16 protein-coding genes and 2 pseudogenes are annotated in these 21,318 nt (G+C 66.8%); 11 read left to right on the forward strand and 7 right to left on the reverse strand.

All coding sequences use genetic code 11. The features are described from left to right. Positions 1-967: alpha/beta hydrolase (locus VFA16_RS06475; RefSeq protein ID WP_324967021.1), on the forward strand; the 967-nt coding region annotated here is incomplete at its 5' end. 28 nt (positions 968-995) lie between these two features. Here VFA16_RS06475 and VFA16_RS06480 read toward each other — a convergent pair. Further along, positions 996-2,414, reverse strand: a complete 1,419-nt coding sequence (locus VFA16_RS06480; RefSeq protein WP_324967022.1) for a wax ester/triacylglycerol synthase family O-acyltransferase — start codon at positions 2,412-2,414, stop codon at positions 996-998. 43 nt (positions 2,415-2,457) lie between these two features. Then, positions 2,458-3,681 (reverse strand): alpha/beta hydrolase, encoded by a 1,224-nt coding sequence (locus tag VFA16_RS06485; RefSeq protein ID WP_324967023.1) that lies wholly within the window; start codon positions 3,679-3,681, stop codon positions 2,458-2,460. Positions 3,682-4,291: 610 nt separating this feature from the next. On the opposite strand from VFA16_RS06485, the pseudogene VFA16_RS06490 reads away from it, so the two are divergent. The 6 genes and pseudogenes from VFA16_RS06490 to VFA16_RS06515 all read left to right on the forward strand — a co-directional run. Beyond that, positions 4,292-5,359, forward strand: a pseudogene (locus VFA16_RS06490) (carboxylate-amine ligase); the annotation flags it as partial. 309 nt (positions 5,360-5,668) lie between these two features. Further along, a pseudogene (locus tag VFA16_RS06495) lies at positions 5,669-6,916 on the forward strand (circularly permuted type 2 ATP-grasp protein); the annotation flags it as partial. 13 nt (positions 6,917-6,929) lie between these two features. Next, on the forward strand, positions 6,930-8,711 hold the full coding sequence (locus tag VFA16_RS06500; protein WP_324967024.1) for an N-acetylglutaminylglutamine amidotransferase: 1,782 nt from the start codon (positions 6,930-6,932) through the stop codon (positions 8,709-8,711). After that, complete coding sequence (locus VFA16_RS06505; RefSeq protein ID WP_414687653.1) at positions 8,656-10,647, forward strand: alpha/beta hydrolase family protein; 1,992 nt, start codon at positions 8,656-8,658, stop codon at positions 10,645-10,647. The genes VFA16_RS06500 and VFA16_RS06505 overlap by 56 nt, the downstream gene beginning before the upstream one ends. After that, positions 10,634-11,080, forward strand: coding sequence for an ester cyclase (locus VFA16_RS06510; protein WP_324967025.1), 447 nt, complete (start codon positions 10,634-10,636; stop codon positions 11,078-11,080). Before VFA16_RS06505 ends, VFA16_RS06510 begins: the two co-directional genes overlap by 14 nt. 59 nt (positions 11,081-11,139) lie before the next feature. Next, positions 11,140-12,048, forward strand: coding sequence for an alpha/beta hydrolase (locus tag VFA16_RS06515; RefSeq protein WP_324967026.1), 909 nt, complete (start codon positions 11,140-11,142; stop codon positions 12,046-12,048). Here the strand turns inward: VFA16_RS06515 and VFA16_RS06520 are convergent. The 3 genes from VFA16_RS06520 to VFA16_RS06530 are packed head-to-tail and all read right to left on the reverse strand — an operon-like array spanning position 12,017 to position 15,507. Next, complete coding sequence (locus tag VFA16_RS06520; RefSeq protein ID WP_324967027.1) at positions 12,017-13,321, reverse strand: amidohydrolase family protein; 1,305 nt, start codon at positions 13,319-13,321, stop codon at positions 12,017-12,019. The genes VFA16_RS06515 and VFA16_RS06520 overlap by 32 nt on opposite strands. Next, the gene (locus tag VFA16_RS06525) at positions 13,315-14,502 is read right to left on the reverse strand and encodes a CoA transferase (RefSeq protein WP_324967028.1); all 1,188 of its coding nucleotides are present in this window, start codon (positions 14,500-14,502) and stop codon (positions 13,315-13,317) included. The genes VFA16_RS06520 and VFA16_RS06525 overlap by 7 nt, the downstream gene beginning before the upstream one ends. Positions 14,503-14,523: 21 nt before the next feature. Then, a complete protein-coding gene (locus VFA16_RS06530; protein ID WP_324967029.1) occupies positions 14,524-15,507 on the reverse strand; it encodes a MaoC family dehydratase in 984 nt (327 codons plus the stop codon). A 58-nt stretch (positions 15,508-15,565) separates the two neighbouring features. Here VFA16_RS06530 and VFA16_RS06535 point away from each other — a divergent pair, with 58 nt between their 5' ends. The 4 genes from VFA16_RS06535 to VFA16_RS06550 all read left to right on the forward strand — a co-directional run bounded on the left by VFA16_RS06535 (position 15,566) and on the right by VFA16_RS06550 (position 18,857). Next, the gene (locus VFA16_RS06535; RefSeq protein ID WP_324967030.1) at positions 15,566-16,732 is read left to right on the forward strand and encodes an acyl-CoA dehydrogenase family protein; all 1,167 of its coding nucleotides are present in this window, start codon (positions 15,566-15,568) and stop codon (positions 16,730-16,732) included. Between the two features lie 125 nt (positions 16,733-16,857). After that, a complete protein-coding gene (locus tag VFA16_RS06540) occupies positions 16,858-17,310 on the forward strand; it encodes an Hsp20/alpha crystallin family protein (RefSeq protein WP_414687654.1) in 453 nt (150 codons plus the stop codon). 152 nt (positions 17,311-17,462) lie between these two features. Continuing rightward, positions 17,463-17,975: an Hsp20/alpha crystallin family protein gene (locus tag VFA16_RS06545; RefSeq protein WP_414687655.1), complete on the forward strand. Its 513-nt coding sequence runs from the start codon at positions 17,463-17,465 to the stop codon at positions 17,973-17,975. A gap of 90 nt (positions 17,976-18,065) precedes the next feature. Further along, positions 18,066-18,857: an alpha/beta hydrolase gene (locus tag VFA16_RS06550; protein WP_324967031.1), complete on the forward strand. Its 792-nt coding sequence runs from the start codon at positions 18,066-18,068 to the stop codon at positions 18,855-18,857. Here the strand turns inward: VFA16_RS06550 and VFA16_RS06555 are convergent. Further along, a complete protein-coding gene (locus tag VFA16_RS06555; RefSeq protein ID WP_324967032.1) occupies positions 18,854-19,804 on the reverse strand; it encodes an enoyl-CoA hydratase/isomerase family protein in 951 nt (316 codons plus the stop codon). The two genes, VFA16_RS06550 and VFA16_RS06555, sit on opposite strands and share 4 nt — an antisense overlap. Positions 19,805-19,807: 3 nt before the next feature. Then, a partial coding sequence (fadD4, locus tag VFA16_RS06560; RefSeq protein ID WP_324967033.1) for a fatty-acid--CoA ligase FadD4 occupies positions 19,808-21,318 on the reverse strand: 1,511 nt, incomplete at its 5' end.

Consider the following 21,318-nt stretch of genomic DNA (forward strand, 5'->3'; position numbering starts at 1 on the left):
CCGCGGGGTCCGTTCGGCGCCGTATTTCGACGCGGCACTGCGAGAGGCGTTAGGTCCGGATTACCAAGCAGTTCAGGCGAGTACGGCCATGCGCATCGCTCGCCCGACGGGTGTGTTGCGCACCGGCTTGGCACGCCGCACCTATGTGGAAAAAACCGGCACCGTGCGCTACGGTCCCCACGGCCGCCCGAACACGCTCGACGTCTGGCGCCGTCGTGACCTGCCGCGTGACGGACGCGCACCGGTGCTGGTGCACATCCCGGGCGGGGCGTGGGTGTTGGGCTGGCGACGCGGACAGGGCTACCCGCTGCTGGGATACCTGGCCGCAAGCGGCTGGATATGCGTGTCCATCGACTACCGGGTCAGCCCGGCGCACACCTGGCCGGATCACATCGTCGACGTTAAGCGGGCGTTGGCCTGGGTCAAGCAGAACATCGCCGACGCCGGCGGCGATCCGAACTTCGTGGTGCTGACCGGCGAGTCGGCGGGCGGACACTTGGCGGCCCTGGCAGCGCTGACGCCCAACGATCCGCGGTTCCAGTGCGGGTTCGACGACGTCGACACCTCGGTGGTGGCCGCGGTGCCCGTGTATGGACGCTATGACTGGTTCTCCACCGAAGGCGCCGGACGAGCGGAGTTCATCGCGTTTTTGGAGCGCTTTGTCGTCAAGCGCCGGCGAGCCGACGATCCGCAGGTATTTCTCGACGCGTCCCCGATCAACCGGTTGTCTTCGGATGCGCCACCGTTTTTCGTGCTGCACGGCCGCGACGACTCGCTGATTCCGGTATCCGAGGCGCGCGATTTCGTCAGCGCGCTGCGTGAGGTGTCGACGTCGCCCGTCGCCTATGCGGAATTGCCAGGCGCCCAACATGCTTTCGACATTTTCGGGTCGCCTCGCGCGCGGCACAGCGCTACCGCGATTGGGCGGTTTCTGTCGTGGGTGTACGCGACGTCGCAGCGCCGCTAGGCAGGTCGGTGCCGGACTGAGCTGTGTCCTATGCCTGCGCCATCGCCGTTTCGACGACCGTCAGCTTTTCGGAAAGCCCAGCAGCCCTTCGTATTTCAACGAAGGTATCGATCATCGCGTCGGTCACCTCGTGCGGGTCTTTGACGGTGGCGCCATCGGTCAGCACCGAGATGTTGAGTTGATCGACATAACTCCACACGGTGATGTTCAGCCCGCTGCCGGCGGTCAGCGGTCCCACCGAATAGATTTCGGTGACCAGCGCACCGCCGACCCGGCCGCGCTCGCGCGGACCGGGCACGTTGGAGATGTTCAGGTTCAGGATCTTGTTCTGCCCGTCGCGGCCGGCCAACCACCGGAACAAAGCCTCGGTCGGTGCCGGCGGGAAGTACGCCGCCCACCTGCTGACCAGCTCCGGTCCCATCAGCTGATGGCTCTCCTTGGCCGACACTGCATTTTCGTGGCAAAGCCGGGTCCGCTCCAGCGGGTCATCGACGTCGACGGGCAGCGCCACCAGCATTCCGGTGAAGTAGTTGCCGGAAATCCGCTCAGGGGAGAAGTCGAAGCTCACCGGCACCGACGCCAGCAGCGGATGATCCGCATTGCCGTCATAGCGCAGCAGCAGGGTGCGCAACGCCCCGGCCGACATGGCCAGCACCATGTCGTTGATCGTGGCTCCGAGCGACTTGCCGGTCTCCTTGACATCAGCCAATGCCAATGTGGCGCTGGCAAATCTGCGCTCGGGGGTGAGCATGTGGTTGATGAACGTCGGTGGCGGCGTGAACGGCCGGGTCAGCTCAGGTGACAGCTTGCGCGAGCTGCGACGCACCCGGGCTAACCCCTGCGCGGTGTAGCCCACGGTGCGCGGAATCCGGCCGACATGACGCAGATGATCGCCTAACGCCGAGCGCAGCAACTGTCCCTTGGTCGGTGCAGGGTCGGCCGCATACGAGCCGCGGGTGGGCTCGAAGGTGGGTTGTAGGTCCATTCCGCGGGCCAAGAGGTTGGCCGATGCGACGCCGTCGGCGAGCGCGTGGTGGATCTTGCCCACCACCGCTATCCGGTTGTTCGCCAGGCCCTCGACGAAGTACATCTCCCACAGCGGGCGGCTGCGGTCCAGCGGGGTGCTGGCGATCTCTCCGATGGCCTCGTCGAGTTCGCGACGCCCTCCCGGAGGTGGTAGCCGCCACGGGCGGATGTGGTAGGTGAGGTCGACGTCGCAGTTCTCCCGCCACATCGGGTGATGCAACTTGTACGGGATCTCCACCAGCTCATAACAGAACGGCTCGAGCTTGTAGAGCCGACTATGGATGACCCGCCGGAATTCGTCGATACCGAAGTCACGCCGGTCCGGGTCCAGCTCGATCACCCCGACCTTGATCGTGTGCATGTGCACGTTCGGGGTCTCGCTGTACAGCAGTACCGCGTCCCACCCGCTCAGCCGTTTCACGGTCGCGCCTTCCTCATGCACGGACCTTACATTTGGGCGGCGCTCAAATAACCTGTTTAGCCCCGATCGGCGGCCGGTTGCGGTGGACCTGGTTGAGGAACAGTCCCACGGCGGTGGCCATCGCGCCGGTGCGGGCACCGTCGATCAAATCGAAGCCATGTCCGGCGCCGGGCAGCTCCATGTAGCTCACCGGCGAATGCGAGACCGAGCGCAGCCGCTCGACGAAGCTGCGCGCCTGTTCGACGGGGATCACCGTGTCCTTACTGCCGTGAATCACCAAGAATGGCGGCGCTTTCGGGTGCACCCGCGCAATCGGCGAAGCCTTCCGGAACACCTCGGGGTGACGTGCGATCCGTTGCTTGACAATTACCCGCTCCAAGAAATCCACGAAGCGGACCCGCTCCGCTGTCGAGCGGTCTTCCCAGTCGTAGCGGCCGTAGATTCCGACGACGGCGTCGACCGCGGTGTCGGAGCCTTCGGGAAGCTCCGCCCGTAACTCGGGGTCGTTGCCGGTCAGTCCGGCCAGCGCGGCGAGATGTCCGCCGGCAGAACAGCCTGCCAGCGCAACGAAATTGCGGTCGCCGCCGAATTTGTCGACGTTCGCCCGCGCCCACGCGATCGCGGTTTTGACGTCGACGATGTGCGCCGGCCAGCGGTGGTGCGGCGAGACTCGGTAGCCGATCGACAGGCACACCCAGCCTTGTTCGGCGAGGTGTGACATCAGCGAATAGCCCTGCAGGGTGCGGCTGCCCTGTATCCACGCGCCGCCGGGCACGAAGATCAGCACGGGCGCGGGCTGAGCCGGCAGATCCTTGCGGCGCCACACGTCGAGCAGCTGGGCGGGGTGGTCGCCGTACCGCACGGAGCCGCGGTACAGGTGGCGGCGATGTTCCAGCGCCCGCCAGATCGGCGGGGTCCGGTGCGGCGCCGGCCAGTCGATTGCCAGGTCGTCGCTGGGGATGATGCCGCGCAGCGCGGCTTCGGAGACCGCTTGAGTTTTGTCGCGGTCGCGGCGACGGATCTCGGTGATACCGGGCGTCAGCCACGCCTTGGCTGTGGTTGAGGCGAATTCCGGCAAGATCCGGCAGCCCCAGACACCCATTGCGGTCACGCCGCCCAGCGGCTCCAGATGCTTGCCCACCACCGGCAGCGAAGCTGACGCAACGCTCAATTCCAGCATGTAGTCGGCGGGACGCGCCCGCAGCAACCACCTGAGGCGGCTGGCCATCGTAGGGCCGGGATAGCGGGTCGCCGGTCGCACCGTCATGCCCGGACTGTACCCCGCTACGGCCGCGACAAACGGTGAACATACCAGTTGACCGATTAGTACATCGTTTGCGCAGGTCAGAGACCCGGCGACAGGCCCGGGACACGGCGTATCAACCGGTTCAAGCATCGCGAAATCCGTCAAGATCGTGGTGGTGACCCAGGTCGACCCTTCCCGAACCAGCGGCTGCGATTTGCCCGGCGTGCGCTGAATAGGAACCGTCGCTGGCGTCGACGACGAGTGGCTGGAACATAAGCCAACCCGCACGCCGCCGTTGCCGACGGCCGGATCAACGAAGAACCCGCTGGGCGCGCCCGCACGCGGAGTATCCGAAACAGCAAGGGGCACTGAGTAATTGGGTAAACTGCCTTGCTCCAGCTCGGCCTAACTGTATCAGGTTGCTAGCCAACGATTCTCGGCACAACACTTGTACGGATTCGTCAGGTCCTGCTATTGGGGTCATGATTGTTTCCGGGTTGTTTCCGCTGAGTAACGGCCTTGGCGTGCCTAGGTGTCCGCGAGTCCGACAGTGAGTTTGGTGTCGGTTTACGAAGCGGAAAGGTTCGGTTGTGCTTAACATTGCTGAGTGCGACGCGAGCCGCCGCGAACCATGGGTGTCGAAGAGGAGTTTCACCTCGTCGATCTGAAGACGAGGCGTCTGACCGCCCGCGCGCCTGAGTTGCTGGACGAACTGTCCGACGACTTCGTCGCGGAGTTGCAGTGCTGCGTCGTCGAGGTCAGTAGCGGGGTTTTTGACACCCTGGATGGGCTGCGCGACGACCTGGTGCGCCATCGGCGCGTGCTGGTCGACACGGCAACCGAACTCGGCATCGGGATAGTGGCGGCCGGCACGATGCCGCTGTCGGTGCCGGCCGAAATGCAAGTCACCCAGACCGAGAGGTACCGGCAGATGCTGGCCGACTACCAGCTGCTGGCGCGCGAACAGCTGATCTGCGGCACCCAGGTCCATGTCGGCGTCGAGGACCGCGACGTCGCCGTCAAGGTAGCCAACCGGATCGCCCCGCACCTGCCGACGCTGCTGGCCCTTTCGGTCAGCTCGCCGTTTTGGGCCGACGGCGCCGACACCGGCTACTCCAGCGTGCGCACCCTGGTCTGGCAGCGTTGGCCCACCACCGGCCCGGCGCCACCGGTACATTCCGCTGCCGAATACGACAAGCTGGTGTCCGACCTGATCGCCAGCGGAGTGATCAGCGACCCCGGCATGGTCTACTTCGATGTCCGCCCGTCGAATTCGGCGCCGACATTGGAACTTCGGGTATGCGATAGCTGCCCATTGGTCGACACAATCGTGTTGATAGCCGGGCTGTTTCGCGCCCTGGTGCAGCGCGAGGTCGAGGGGTTGCGGGCCGGTGCCCAGCCGATGGTGATCGCACCGACGCTGGGCCGGGCCGCGCTGTGGCGTGCGGCGCGCTCCGGCCTGGAAGGTGTGCTGGTCGACGTCAGCCAGCCGCGTGCCCGCGCCGCCGCTGACGTGGTGCGCGATTTGGTCTGCTCGTTGCGTCCACAACTCGAGGCGACCGGCGACTGGGAGATCCTCGACGAGCTTTCGCGACAGGCTCTCGCTGCCGGTACGTCCTCGGCACGCCAGCGCCGCGCGCTGCGCCGCCGCGGCCGGCTCACCGACGTTGTCGACCAGCTGATCGCCGAGACCGCCGAAGGCTGGCGGAGCGCCGGAGTGGCGCTCGGGGACGATCACAGCCTGCTCTTCGGTTACCAGCCCACCGCTCGGTCGGCCCAGGGCCTTGCCGCCGACGTGTTCGCCAGCTACGACGAAGCGGTGGGCGGCGGTCGTCCGCGGCGACCCTACGTCAAAGTGCTCGAGACGATGGCGAGTCTCGGCGCGGCCGCGCTGCGGTCCAGGGAGGGCGCTATCGAGCAAGAACAGCGCGCAGAAGACATCACGTTCCGCGTCACCGGTCAAAGCCGCGCCCAAGTGTTCCCGCTTGACCTGGTGCCTCGCGTCGTTGCCGCCGACGAATGGGACCGGTTGGCCACCGGACTCGGGCAACGCGCCCGCGCGTTGGACGCATTCCTGCGCGACATCTATTCCGGTCAGCAGATTCTCGCCGATGGGATCATCGGCATGGAGACCCTGGACCGGGCGCCGGGGTTCCGTTCGACCGGCCGACTGGCCGGTGACACGGTGCACGCGCACATCAGCGGAACCGATCTGGCCTGTGACGGCGAGGGCCACTGGCTGGTGCTGGAAGACAACCTGCGGGTGCCGTCGGGGGTGGCCTATGCGATCGCCAACCGCCGGTTGTTGCGCAAGTACCTGCCGGAATTGCGACCCCCGGAGGAGATCGCCGACCTCGACCGCGTCCCTCAGATGTTGCTCGAAACACTGGCCGCGGCTGCACCACCCCACACAACCGGTGAGCCGGCCGTCGCGCTGCTGTCGGCCGGCTGGAAGGATTCCGCCTGGTTCGAGCACAGGTTCCTGGCGGACGAGATGGGTGTGCCGTTGGTGCAGCCGTCCGACCTGTCGGTGCGAGATCGCCGGCTGGTGCGTCACATCGGTACCGGCACCCGACCCATCGACGTCATCTATGCCCGGATGGACGAAGACATGCTGTTGTCGTCGACCGGTTACGACGGCGGGCCGTTGCGGACTGGATTGCTCAACGCGGTGATCGGCGGCAATCTGACCATCGTGAACGCACTCGGCAACGGGGTTGCCGACGACAAGGCGATCTACGCGTATGTGCCCGCGATGATCGAGTACTACCTCGGCGAGAAGCCGCTGCTGCCGCAAGTGCGCACGTGGATCTGCGCCGAACGTGACCAGCGCGACTATGTGCTGGCCCATCTCTCCGAGTTGGTGGTCAAGCCGATCGACGGCCTCGGGGGCAGCGGCGTGCTGATCGGTCCGGACGCCAGCGACGCGGCGCTCGACGCGCGCCGTCGCGAAATGACGCTGCAGCCCGAGCGTTTCATCGCCCAGGAGGTGATCGCGCTGTCGACGCACCCGACGTTCGACGGGGAAGGCATGTACCCGCATCACGTCGACCTGCGCGCGTTCGTACACTTGCGCGGACGCCCTGGTGGCGCGGTATCGGCCCACGTGGCGCCCGCCGCGCTGACACGGGTGGCGAGCAGGGGTTCGCGGATCGTCAACTCGTCAGCCGGCGGCGGCAGTAAGGACACCTGGATTTTGACTCAACCGGCAACCGGCGCGTCGGAACACCGCGACCGCCAGACGATACCGGCCTGAGGCAGCGGCCACGATGTGCGGTATCGGCGGCGAGATCCGGTTCGACGGGCGATCCGCGGATGCGGCTGCGGTGGCCCGGATGGCCGACGCGATGCGGTCACGCGGCCCGGACTCCGACGGTCTGGTGGCATACGGGCCGGTCGCGCTCGGACACCGCCGGCTGTCGATCATCGACCTGTCCACACGCGGCGCCCAGCCGATGGTGGACAGCGCCCTGGGGCTGACACTGGTCTTCAACGGCTGCATCTACAACTACCAGGACCTCCGACGGGAGCTGGAAAAGTTTGGCTACCAATTCTTTTCGACGGCCGACAGCGAGGTTGTGATCAAGGCGTTCCACCGCTGGGGAACCCGCTGCGTGGAACGCTTCAAAGGGATGTTCGCGTTCGCGATCGCCGACCGCGACTCCGGCGTGGTGACGCTGGCGCGTGACCGGCTGGGCATCAAGCCGCTGTACCTCGCCCGAACCCCGGGCCGCTTGCGGTTCGCCTCCGCGGTGCGCGCGCTGCTGGCCGCCGGCGACGTGGACACCGAGCTGGACCGCCATGCGCTGCACCACTACATGACCTTCCACTCGGTGGTGCCCGCGCCCCGCACGATCTACCGGGGAGTGCGAAAACTGCCGCCGGCCACCGTACGGGTGATCCAGCCCGACGGCACCCACACCGACACCGTCTACTGGAACCCCGCCTTCGAGCGCGATCCCGACCGCGCGTCCTGGTCCGACCGTGACTGGCAGGACGCGCTGATGGACGCGCTGCGCACGGCCGTACACAGACGGATGGTCGCCGACGTGCCGGTCGGGGTGTTGCTTTCCGGCGGCATCGACTCCTCGATCGTGGTGGCGCTGCTGGCCGAGCAGGGCCAGCACGGACTGGCCACGTTCTCTATCGGGTTCGATTCCGCAGGTGGAGAATCCGGCGACGAGTACGCCTACTCGGATCTTATCGCCAAGACCTTCGACACCAACCACCACAAGATCCATATCGACAGCTCGCGGCTGCTACCCGCGGTGCCGAAAACCATTGCCGCCATGAGCGAACCGATGGTCAGCCACGACTGCGTGGCGTTCTATCTGCTGTCCGAGGAAGTGAGTAAATCGGTCAAGGTGGTGCAGTCCGGACAGGGCGCCGACGAGATTTTGGGCGGATACAACTGGTATCCGCCGCTGGCCAACGTCGCGCGTGAGCAGACCACCGAGGCCTACGCCAAGGTGTTTTTCGACCGCAGCCACGCCGACGTGCTCAAAATCTTTGCACCCGAGTATGGAATCGACGTCGATGTCAGCCGGGAGTTCGCGGCCGCGCACCAGTCTGCGCCCGGCGCCGAAACCGCCGTGGACGCCGCGTTGCGGCTCGATACCCAGGTCATGCTGGTCGAAGACCCTGTCAAGCGCGTCGACACGATGACGATGGCGTGGGGGCTGGAGGCCCGGGTGCCGTTTTTGGACCACGACTTCGTCGAGCTGGCCGCCGCCTGTCCTCCGGAATTGAAGTTGGCGTGCGACGGCAAGGGTGTGCTCAAGGACGCGTCGCGGGCCCTGCTGCCGTCGCAGGTGATCGACCGGACCAAAGGCTATTTCCCGGTGCCGGGCATTCGGCATTTGAATGGGCCGGTGCTGGACATGGTTCGAGATGCATTGAGCGACAAGGCTGCCCGTGCGCGGGGGCTGTACCGCGCCGAAACGGTGAATGCGCTGCTGGCCGAACCCAACAAGACGCGGACCACGCTGGATGCTAATGCGCTCTGGCAGCTGGCCGTCTTGGAGATGTGGCTACAGAGCATGGCGGGCTGACGTGGTGACACGGCACGTACGCGCGAACTACGGCGCGTCACTGTCCCCTGACGCAAGGGTCTTTGCACACATCGTCGACGACGTCGGCTATCCACGAGCGGTACAGCGCTTTTTGCGCGGCTGGCGAGCCAGCTCTTCACGTGATGTTGTGCTGCCCGTCGACGGTCCGGTCACTCGATTGATCCACTCCCCCGACGACCGCTGGCTGGCCTGCGAGGTGGCGCCGGGTGGCGGCACCTGCACCCAGATCTGGATGGTCACCACCGATCCCGATGATCCGTCGGCATGGCGAATCGACCGGGAGGAGACTGGTACCGCCGAGTTGGTCGGTTGGGACGGCACCCGGGTAGCGGCGATCCTGACCGAAGAAAACGGTATCGGCTCGTCCTGCCTGATCGACCCGTCTGACGGCAATTGCATTGTGCTTGATAAACGTTCGGGTGGCCACCTGGTCGACGCATGGGCCGGCGCGTCGCTGGTGCGGGTCGGCCCCCGCGGCTACCACGAGCTGATCTTGCTGCACGGGCTGACTGAAACAGCGCTGCTGCCATCGGATCCCGGCTCTAACACCGAGGCCGGCATCATCCTCGACGACCATCATCCACGCCGGATACGTTGTGGCCCGACGGGTGAGCAGACGAGGCGCTTTTACCCACACAAGTTCTACGACATCAACAGTCCGCAGGGTTATGTGCGTTGTCTGGTCCGCAGCGACAACGGCTGCGACCGTGCCCGCCTCTTGGAGGTCACCGCCACCGAGGACGGCGTCGTCTATCACGTGGTGGCCGAACGCGCTGACTGCGAGCTTGACGAGTTTATCGTCAGCGACGACCTCAGCACAGTTGCGCTGTTGTGGAACCTCCACGGTGTCAGTGAACTACAGATGATGTCGTTCCTCGACTACACGCTGCAGGAACCGATTCCGCTGCCCGGACCGGTGGCAAGCGAACTGTCCATCAGCGCCACGGGCTCGATGGTGGCGCTCACCGTCGAGGGCCCGTCGATGCCGCGGACAGTGGAACTGGTGGATCCGCGATCTCGCGAATGGATGCGCATCGAGCGCGAACCCAGCCGCGGACCGGTAGTGGCCGGCCACAGCACTGGGCCCACGCTGGAGACGATCACCGCGCGCGACGGTCTGACGTTTACCGGCTGGCTGTACCGGCCGCCGGCCGGGGTGGCGCACGCCGGGGCGCTGGTGTATCTACATGGCGGCCCGGAGGGACAGGCTAGGCCTGGCTATGACGAGTTCTTCCCGGATCTGCTCAATGCGGGCGTCACGGTGTTTACTCCAAATGTCCGGGGCTCTGGGGGGTCCGGGAGGTCGTTTCTACACGCCGACGACAAGGAGAAACGCTTCGCCGCGATCGATGACGTTGCGGACTGTGTTCAGTTTTTGATCGAGGGGGGCTTCGCCGAGGAGAACCGGATCGCATGTGCTGGCCGGTCCTACGGCGGTTTTCTGACGCTGGCTGCGCTCACGTTTCATCCAGAGCTTTTCGCCGCCGGGATCAGCATCTGCGGGATGAGCGACCTATCCACGTTCTACCGCAATACCGAACCGTGGATCGCCGAAGCTGCATTTTCGGAATACGGCCACCCGGTCCACGACCGCGCGTTGTTCGAACAACTGTCACCGCTGCGCCGCGTCGACGCGTTGACAGCACCGCTTCTGGTCGTGCACGGCGCCAACGACACCAACGTGCCGCCGAGCGAGTCCGAGCAGATCGTCGAGGCGCTGCGTGAACGGGGCCGAGACGTACGCTTCTTGCTTTTTGACGACGACGGACATGACATCGCCAAACGGGAAAACCGCGAGACACTGGCCACCGTCATGGGCGAGTGGCTCGCGGCTGCATTCGCGACGGCCGGGACAACCCCTGGTGCGGCAAATGCCGGCATTGAGCGGATAGGGGCAACCGATGCTCAGTCATGATCTGCGGCAACGCCGGCTGGACGTCATCCGCGAGCACATGGACACCGAAGTGACCCAGGACTTCGACCGCACGCTCCGCACGTTCAACGGGCATCCGCGTTACGAGATCATCGCGACTGGCCAGGTTTTCGATGGCGACGATGAGGTGATGGGTTACTACCGCACCACCCGGGCGGCGTTTCCCGATCAGCGCCACGACAACGTGCGCTACCACGTCGCCGATGGCGCGGTGATTGTCGAGTTCGACCTGCTGGGCACCAATCTCGGTGAATTCTACGGCTTTCCACCGACCGGCAAGGCATTTCGGGTACCAGTTATCGCGGTGTTTTTCTTCGACGGTGACCGCATTGTCAACGAGCGAATCTATTTCGATTCGGCGAGTCTGGTGACCCAAATCGGCCGTCCCGAGTTGCTGGGCCAAGCGCCAGTCTGATTCATGGACTGATTCCGGTATCCGCCCGCCACGCGACCAAGACACGCAATACTGATCCAATGCCCAGCACCGACTTTCACCCTGACCTTCGCACCATCGCCCGGCTTGCCCCACGGACATTGGTCACCCCGCGGACGCTTCCGCTGATGCGCAGGGCGCTGCAGTTGCGCACTATCGGTCGTCGCTACGACGTCGAAGTGCTCAGGTTGGAATCAGGAGCCGGCGTGCGGCTACACCGGCCGGCCGGTGTCACCGAACCGGCCCCCGCGCTGCTGTGGATTCACGGCGGCGGGTATGTCATGGGCACCGCCAAGCAGGACGACGGGCTGTGCCAGCGCTTCACCCGCCAGCTGGGTATCACCGTCGCCGCGGTCGACTACCGCCTTGCGCCCGAGCATCCCTATCCGGCGCCGCTCGAGGACTGCTATTCGGCGTTGCGGTGGCTGGCCGGATTGCCCGCGGTAGATCCTGCGCGGGTCGCGATAGGCGGTGCCAGCGCCGGTGGTGGGCTGGCGGCGGCGCTCGCACTGCTGGCCCGCGACCGCGGCGAGGTGCGCCCGATACTGCAGGTGCTGGCGTACCCGATGCTCGACGACCGCACGTCGGCGAGCCCGACGAATGTCAGCTACCGGCTGTGGAGCCCGAACAGTAACCGCTTCGGTTGGGCGGCCTACCTCGCCGGCGCCGATCCGCAGCTCGCGGTGCCGGCCCGCCGCGACGATCTGAGCGGGCTCGCGCCGGCGTGGATCGGCGTCGGCACCCACGATTTGTTCCATGATGAGGATCTCGCCTACGCCGAGCGCCTCACCCGCGCTGGGGTGCCATGCCACGTGGAAGTCGTGCCGGGCGCATTCCACGGCTTCGACCTGTTGCTACCGAAAGCGCAAGTGTCGCGGGAGTTTTTCGCCAGCCAGAGCGCGTGTTTGCGTCAAGCGTTCACGTCGAACAGTGCACCACCTCCCCGCTGACGATGGTGGCGGCGACCATCTCGGCGTCGAGGTCGGCCAGTGCCGTGTGCGGCGGCACGCGCAGAATGCACAGATCCCCGGGCTGTCCGGGTTCGACGGTGCGCGGTTGAGCAGGCTCGCTGGCCCGTCCTAGGAACATCGTCAAAGCCGTTCGCGCCGTGATACATTCGTCGGCGTTGAGGGTGCGTCCGCTGGGCGTGGTGCGGTGTACTGCGGCGCGCATCGCCGCCCACGGGTCGTCACCGCCGAACGGCATGTCGGTGGACAGTGCGACCGGGATGCCGGCGCGCAGCAGCGATGCGACCCGCCAAAGCTGGTCGTGTTCGTCGGCGGGGACTTCAGCGAGGTACTGATCGCCGCGCTCGGCGACGAAGTTCGGCTGGGTGACCACGATCACGCCGAGCTCGGCGAGGTCATCCAGGGAATCGGGCGGCGCCACGGCGGCATGCTCGATCCGGTCACCCGGGCGTGTGCCGGCTTGGCGCAGCGCCGCGATCGTCACCACCAGCTGTGCGGCGGTCACACAGTGGATGGCGACCGATCCGCCGGCGCGGTGGCGCTTGGTGATCCAGCCGGCCAGCGAGTCGAGGTCCAGGCTGTCGTCGTGCAGGATGCGCTTCCCGGGCGACAGACAATGCACGCGTTGCAGCAATGTCCCGCGCCGGTGCAGTTCGGTCAACGTCACGATGTCGCTGACCTTGAGATCCGGTGTGGCGTCGGTGACGCCGGTGACGCCGTAGCGAGCCAGTCGGCGGCTGACCGGGCCCAGGTTGGTTTCGCGGCGCCCCAGCGCGTCTGACCAATCGGGGTCCGCGCTGCGCAACCGGCCGTCGGGGTGATCGGACAAGCCCACCCTGTTCAGGCCAGCCGAGTTGAGGATCCACAGCACCCCGCTGCGATGCTGTACCCGCACGGGGACCGGCGGAGAAATGACGTCGAGCACGGTGCGATCCAGCGGGCCGGCCACCGAATCGTGGTAGCCGACTGCGCGGATCCAGCCGTCGCTGCCGACTTCAGCGGCGGCCAACGCGTGGGCCAGCTCGTCACGGTCGCGCACCTGCGGCGGCCCGACCCGCACCGAATCCTCCGCGGCAGCAGCCGAATACAGGTGGACGTGGTGGTCATGCAGCCCGGGCAGCACGGTGCCGCCGGCCGCGTCGAACACCTCTTCGCCGCGCCGTGGCGTCAGTTGGTCGGCGACTTCCTCGATCTGGGTGTGTAGCCGGACGTCGACCGCCGCGCCGTCGAGCGTGGTGGCGCATTGGATCAGCATGGGGCGGCTAGCCTTTCGACGACGATGTGACGCACTGCGACGTTGTCGGCGCCCAACGGCGGCGCCGACGGGCTTTGTGGCGGCGGCTGCGGCGGCGCAACAGGTGCAGCGCAGGTCGACTGTTCGCCCGGCAGCGCGGCATATGTCGCGGCGACCGCTGCCATCGACACCTCGATCACCTCACCGCCGCCGCGGTGCAGCGACTGTGCCACTGCGCGTGCGGCTTCCAGGCCGCTAAGCGGGTCGGCAATGGCATCGCCGCAGAACACGGGTCGGTCGTCATCGGAGCCGACGAGCCCGCCGGCCACCGCGGCGTCGTCGCCGAACGCCGCTCGGTTGGGCTGATCGGGGTAACCGTTGATACGTAACCAAACCCGTCCCGGCCGGGCCGGCACGTCGTCGGCGCTCAACTGGCGTCGCTGTAGCCCGGCTGGGCGCGAGGCTTCGATGACGACGTCGGCCGCTGACAGCAGCTGTCGGAGTTCGTTGGCGTCGTTGTCGAAATCGACAGCGTAGGAGAGTTTTCCGAAGTTCATCCAATCGAAGAAGGCCGGCTCGCCTTGGCGTGTGCCGTCGGGGCGACCGGGGCTTTCCACCTTAACCACGACTGCGCCTGCGCGGGCGAGCAGCTGGGCACACAGCGGGCCCGCCCACAGCGGCGACAGGTCGGCCACCAGCAACCCGTCGGCGCGCCGCGGCCCGGCCGCGGCGGCGGTGCGCCGCACGACGGGTGGCGTCGCGTCAGTTTCGCTTAACGCGGCGGCGGCGATGTCGAGCAGCTGCGAGCGGGCGACAACCGCGTCGGTGGGATGCGTTGCCGTCCAAGCGGTCAGCGCCGGCCACGCGTCCGCGGGAACGGTGTCGGCTTGCAGCAGCGCGGGCAGCGCAGCGACGTCGTCGTCGCGCGGCAGCGCGATCGCGCACCAACAGTCGGCAGTGGCCAGCAGCCGCGTCGCGCCGCCGGCGGAGACGCGACCCTGCCGCGTGAGCCCGAGCAGCGCACCCCGGCCGGCCAAGATCGTCGCGGCGTCGGTCTCGACACCGAGCAGCTGGCCGATATCGGCGGTGACCCGCCGCGCTTCGGCCAGCACGCCGGCGCGCGAGAAGTCCGGCGGCCCGTCGGCCGGCCCAGTCAGGTAGGCCAGCCCGCTAGCGGCCCAGTCAGCCGCGGCCGAGTCCACGCCCCCATTGTGCGCAGCGGTCTAGAACTGCAGCGCGGTGAACCGCCAATCCAGCACCTGCCGGTCAGACTCTGCTTCAGAGACCGCGTACACCAGCGACCGCAATCCCAGCACGCCGCCGTGGCCGACCGGTTCAGCGGATTCGACGTGCAGTTCGCTGTACAGCGTGTCGCCCTCGTACACGGGACCGGTGTGGTCGCAGGACTGCCAGCCCAGCACCGTCACCAGGTTTGGCAGCAGCCGGGTGGCCTGCGCGAGCGCGAGCCCGATGGTGTGTCCGCCGTACACCAGGCGACGCCCGCTCACACGTGAATCATGGTGGGTGGCAGCGATATTCAGCGTGAGCCGGGCCAGCTCGGGTGCGCCGCTGACCACGTCGGCGCTGCTGTGCAGCACCGTGCCGGTCAGACCGGCGTCGAAATGCGGGCCCGGCACCCGCTGGCGAAACGCGTCGGCGTCCCAGTCGGCGGTCGGGTCATGCGCAGGTGCCACCGCGTCGGCGCCAATGGTGGACAGGTCGTCGCCGGGCTGACCGTCGGGCCGCCAGTCGGGGCTGGCGGGCAGCATCGCGCAGCGGTAGAAGTCGAGCACCAACCGGTCGGCCTGGTCGATGGTGGTCATCCGCAACGCCGCCAGCCCGGTCGGCGCACGGCCCGGCTTGACCGAGTTGGCGCGCAGCCCCACCACTTCAGTGCGCGTGTAGAGGGTGTCACCGATGACCGGGAACCGGTGAAACAGTAGGCCGCGGTAGAACAGGTTGGCTTTGACCCGCTGGGTGACCAGTGTCGTCTGCCCGATCGCGACATCGCAGACCAGTGCCGGATGCGCCAGTGCGGCGGGCGCGCCGGTGACCATGGCCGATAGGTCGGCGTCCAGCGGCAGCCGCAACCGATCACCCACGATCGCCTGGTGAACCGCGGCCATCCCGGCGGTCAGCGTCACCAACGGCGCCCAGTCGAACACCCGGCCCACCGCGAGGTCGTCGAAATAGGGCCCGCCGCTCATCGCGCCTCCCGTGCGTCAGTATGGCGGTACAGATCCTGGCACACCCGGAAGGTGATCGATGGGCACCGGACTCAACGACGAAGAAGCCATGTTGGTCGCCACGGTGCGGACCTTCATCGATCGCGACGTCAAGCCCACGGTGCGCGAGGTCGAGCACGCCAACGCGTACCCCGAGGCGTGGATCGAGCAGATGAAGCGGATCGGTATCTACGGCTTGGCTATTCCCGAAGAATATGGCGGGTCGCCGGTGTCGATGCCGTGCTACGTGCTGGTCACCCAGGAGCTGGCGCGAGGCTGGATGAGCCTTGCCGGCGCGATGGGCGGGCACACTGTAGTCGCCAAGCTGCTGTCGCTGTTCGGCACCGACGATCAGAAGCGCCGCTATCTGCCGCCGATGGCCAGCGGTGAACTGCGGGCCACCATGGCGCTGACTGAGCCCGGCGGCGGGTCGGATCTGCAGAACATGTCGACGACAGCGCTGCCCGACGGCCCCGATTCCCAGGATCTGGTGGTCAACGGGGCGAAGACCTGGATTTCCAATGCCCGCCACTCCGGGCTGATCGCGTTGCTGTGCAAGACCGACCCGGCCGCGACCCCGCGGCACCAAGGTATTTCGGTGCTGCTGGTCGAGAACCCTTGCGCGGGGCTCTCGGTGTCGCGGGATCTGCCCAAGCTGGGCTACAAGGGCGTCGAGGCCTGCGAGCTGTCCTTCGAAGACTGCCGGGTTCCGCTGGCGGCGATCCTGGGAGGGGTGCCGGGTAGGGGTTTCGCGCAGATGATGAAAGGCCTTGAGACTGGCCGTATCCAGGTGGCCGCTCGCGCGCTGGGGGTAGCCACGGCAGCATTGGACGACGCGCTGGCGTACGCACAGCAGCGGGAGAGCTTCGGCAAGCCGATCTGGAAGCACCAGGCTGTCGGCAACTACCTGGCCGACATGGCGACCAAGCTCACCGCCGCACGCCAACTCACCCGCTACGCCGCCGAGCGCTACGACAGCGGCGAGCGCGCTGACATGGAGGCCGGGATGGCCAAGCTGTTTGCCTCGGAAGTGGCAATGGAGATTGCCCTCGACGCTGTGCGCATCCACGGCGGTTACGGCTACTCATGCGAATACGACGTCGAACGCTACTTCCGCGACGCGCCGCTGATGATCGTCGGCGAAGGCACCAACGAGATCCAGCGCAACGTCATCGCCGGGCAGCTGGTCGCCCGCGGCGGCATCTAGGTTCTCGCCGCCCAGTGGCCACTTAAGACGCGCTTTTCGCGCCCGTGTGCGTTAAGTGGCCGTTCGGCGCGTTTTGGAATATGCAGCCGCCGCCAGAGGTTATCTGTGCCGAAACCAGCACATCGATGTCGCAGAAGGGAGTGATGACGATGCTGACGTTCGACCCGTTCCTCCGTGACTTCGATCGACTGACGAAGCAGCTGTTAGGCACCACGCTGGGTACCGCCACCCGTCCCGCGGTGATGCCGATCGACGCCTGGCGCGAGGGCGACCACTACGTCGTGGAGCTTGACCTCCCCGGCATCAAGCCCGACTCCATCGACGTCAGCGTCGAACACGACACCGTAACGGTGCGGGCCGAACGGCCGGCCGCCACGGACGACCGCAACTGGGTGGTCGCCGAACGCCCGTACGGCGTGTTCAGCCGGCAGCTATTCCTGGGCAACAGCCTGGATGCTGACAAGATCAGCGCCAACTACAGCGACGGCGTATTGCGGCTGACCATCCCGGTGGCCGAGGTGGCCAAGCCTCGCAAGATCGCCATCGGGACCGGCGCCCACAAAGCCATCGACGCCTGAGGCGGCGCTGGCTGGACCGGCCTGTCCCCTGCTGAGGCTCGGCCGGGGCAGGCCTGCAGAAATCAGTCCATCGCGAGGGCCGCCCTGAGCATCCTTTGGCCAGGGCGGTCTTCGCTCACCACGCGGCCCGTCGTCTGGAGGAGGTGATACCCATGACGAGCTTGCTCGATCCGTTCGTTGACGACCTCGACCGGCTAACTGCACGACTTCCACGGATCCTCGGCACCGCCGCCCGCCCCGCGCTGATGCGGATGGATGCCTGGCGCGACGGCGACACCATGATTGCGGAGCTGGACGTGCCGGGTATCAAAGCCGACTCGCTGGAGGTCACCGTCGAAGGTGGTGTGCTGACGGTGCGCGCCGAACGCGAAGATGCAGACAACCGCGACCGTGTTTGGCTGACCGCTGAGCGCCCGCACGGCGTGTTCGTCCGCCAGCTCTTCCTCGGCGAGCAGGTGGACAGCGACAAGATCAGTGCCGACTACACCAATGGTGTTCTGCAGCTGAGCATTCCGCTGCACCAGGCTGCCAAGCCGCGCAAGATCGTGATCGAGGCGGGCCGGCACCGCAACACTGGAAACGGAGGTCGTCACCACCTGACACCGCAATGGGTGCGTCGGTGGCTGCCGCACGGTAACCGCGGCAAGCTCACCGTCCGCCACTAGCACGCTCAACGCGCCGAGTGGCCAGTTGCGGCATGGTGTTTCGCATGCCGTAACGGCCCACCCGGCGGCCGAGCGTGTTAAGTGTTGCTGATGCCGCGCTTCACGAGGGACATCCCACTGCTGGCCTCAGTGCAGCGGCGGTTGATCTACTTTCCCTCGCCGGGGCCGCTGCCTCCCGTCGGCACCATGCTGCCCGGCGGCGAGGACGTCGTGCTCCACACCGAGGACGGGCTTCGGCTGGGCGCGTGGTTTCTGCCGGCGGCCCGCGGGCCCGCGGTGCTGGTCTGCAACGGCAACGGGGGCGACCGCACGCTGCGCGCGCCGCTGGCCGCCGCATTGTTTCGTGCCGGCTTGTCGGTACTGCTGTTCGATTACCGTGGCTATGGCGGCAATTCCGGCCGCCCGTCGGAGGACGGATTGGCCGCCGACGCCCGCGCAGCGCGCGCTTTCCTGGTCGGCCGCCCGGAAGTCGACCCCACGCGGATCGCCTACTTCGGCGAGTCGCTGGGCGCAGCAGTCGCGGTTCGGCTCGCACTCGAATCGCCACCGGCTGCGTTGGTGTTGCGCTCACCGTTCACGTCGCTGACCGACGTCGGCCGGTTGCATTACCCGTGGCTACCGGTCGCCGCAGTGCTGGCCGACCGCTACCCGTCAATCGATCGCATCCACCGGGTCGCTGCGCCGTTGCTGGTGATCGCCGGTGATCGTGACATGCTGGTGCCGGCGACGCTCAGTCGGCAGCTCTTCGAGAGAGCTTGTGCGCCAAAGGAATTCGTCTTGGTGCCGGGCGCCGACCACAACAGCATGGAGCTGCTCGACGGCCGGTTGATGATCGACGCGATGGTGCGTTTCTTTGGCCAGCACGGCCTGCTCGCCGGCTAGCAGATCGCGTCGACCAGTCCCCAGTGCAGCGCTGTGGCGGGGTCGACGGTCCTGCCCGAGAGCACCAAATACGCGGTGCGCCAACGGCCTACGCGTCGTGTCAGGCTGACGGTGCCGCCGGCTCCGGGGATCAGTCCCAGGCTCAGCTCAGGTAGCCCGAAGACGGCGTCGGGCCGGCATACCACTCGACCGCAGAACGCTGCCATCTCCAGTCCGCTACCCAGCACCCGGCCGTGCACTTCGGCGCGGCAGGCCGATCCGAGCCGGGCGGTAACTGCGTCGAGCACCAAGGCCGGGCTGTGCCGGGTGCGGGCCAGATGCGCGCTGGCCGGGTCGTCGAAGGTGCCGAATTCGGCGAGGTCGCCGCCGCTGCAAAACGACGGGCCGTTGCCGTTCAACACCACCTCCTCGACCGACGGGTCGAGTTGCGCGACGGTCAATGCCTCCAACAGTGCGGCGCGGGCATCGGTGGAAAACGCGTTGTGGCGTTGCGGCCGGTTGAACGTGATCTGCAGGCTGTTGCCGTCGCGCACGGCAAGCACCGGGTCGGGGATCTCGGGCAGATGCGCTGGGCCGCGCTGGGCGAGCCAGCGGGCGAATTCCGGCCCGGCTTGCAAGGTGGAGTAGGCCAGCGACTCGGTGACCACCCCGGCCAGGGTGGGGCCATGCGGATCGATGCTGCGCAGCACGTCGTCGCAGACGGCGCTGGCGTGGGGCCATCGGGTGCAGCGTTCGCGCAGCTCGGCGAGGGTGTCGGGCACCGAGTCGACGGTGATCACTCGCGGGTCGGTGTAGGGATCTTCGGTCAGGGTGAAAGTGGCAGTGGCAAGCCATGGTTCGGCGTTGCGGGCGCCAAGGTCAGCAGCTGGCCCGAGTGCGACGATCACTCCCGGCGGCGGTGCGACGTCGGCGTCTGGCGCCGTCGACAGGTCGACCACCCGAAGCATGGGTTACGCCGAATACTTCTCGACTAGTTCGCGCTTGAACAGCTTGCCGGTCTCGGTGCGCGGCAGCTGCGCCTCGAACGAAATCGACCGCGGACATTTGTAGTGTGCCAACCGATCTCGTAGCCAGATCAGCAGCTCGTCGGCAAACTGGTCGGTCGCATCGGCGGGATCGACGGTCTGCACCACCGCTTTGACGCTTTGGCCCATCTCCGCGTCGGGGACGCCGAACACCGCCGCGTCGAGCACCTTCGGGTGGGTGACGAGCAGGTTCTCGGTTTCCTGCGGATAGATGTTGACCCCGCCGGAGATGATCATGTGGTGGCGCCGGTCGGTCAGGTAGAGGTAGCCCTCGTCGTCGAGATAACCGACGTCGCCGACGGTAACCCAGCCGTGCTTGTCTTTCGACGCGGCGGTTTTCTCCGGGTCGTTGAGGTATTCGAACGCGTAGCCGCCCTCGAAGTAGATCTCCCCGGGCTCCCCCGGAGGTAGTTCGTCACCGTTTTCGTCGAGGATGTGCACGGCGCCGAGCATGGGCTTCCCGACCGAACCGGGGTGTGCCAGCCACTCCTCGGCGGTGATCAACGTTGACCCGATCGCCTCGGACGAGGCGTAATACTCGTCGATGATCGGGCCCCACCAGTCCATCATCTGTTTCTTGATCTCCACCGGGCACGGCGCCGCCGCGTGCATCACCCGTTTCAGGCTGGACACGTCATACGAATCGCGAACGGACTCAGGCAATTTCAGCATCCGGGTGAACATGGCCGGCACGAACTGTGCATGGGTGACCCGGTAGCGCTGGATGGCGTCTAGGCAGCGCTCGGGATCGAACTTTTCCAAGACGACCGTGGTTATCCCCCCGGCTTGCACGCTCATCGACCACACCGACGGCGCGGTGTGATAGAGCGGGGCGGGGCTCAGGTAGACCGCATCGGGGTCCATCCAGAAGCCGACCAAAGCCGACATCATGCCGGGCGCCTCGGCCGGCGAGACGTGCGGCAGTTCACGTTTGATGCCTTTCGGCCGACCGGTGGTGCCCGACGAGTACTGCAGCAGATCGCCTTCGAGCTCGTCGTCGATCGGCGTATCCGGTTGGCCGGCAACGCATTCGGGATAGCGCAGCCAACCGTCGAGGTCGTCGTCGGCGATCATCAACAGGCGGGGCAGCCCGCTCGGCAGGTGTTCGGCCAGGTTTTCGCATGTCTTTCGCAGCGCAGCCGAGCCGATGATTGCCTGGGCGCTGCTGTTGTCGACGATGTAGGCCGCCTCCGCGGCAGTGAGGTGGGTGTTGATTGGAACGTAGTACAGGCCGCTGCGCCGCGCCGCCCACATCGCCGCATGGATGTGCTCGTTGTTCTCCATCAGAATCGCGACGGTGTCGCCCTCCCGCAGCCCCGCGCGCCGGAAGTAGTGCGCCAATCGGTTGGCACGCGCCTCGAGGTCGTCGAAGGTGATGACGGTGCCCGACGGATGCAGGATGACGGCGGGCTTGTCGGCCCCCCGAAAACCGGAAG

Origin of the sequence: Mycobacterium sp. (assembly GCF_035653355.1) — a bacterium.
Lineage (GTDB): Bacteria > Actinomycetota > Actinomycetes > Mycobacteriales > Mycobacteriaceae > Mycobacterium.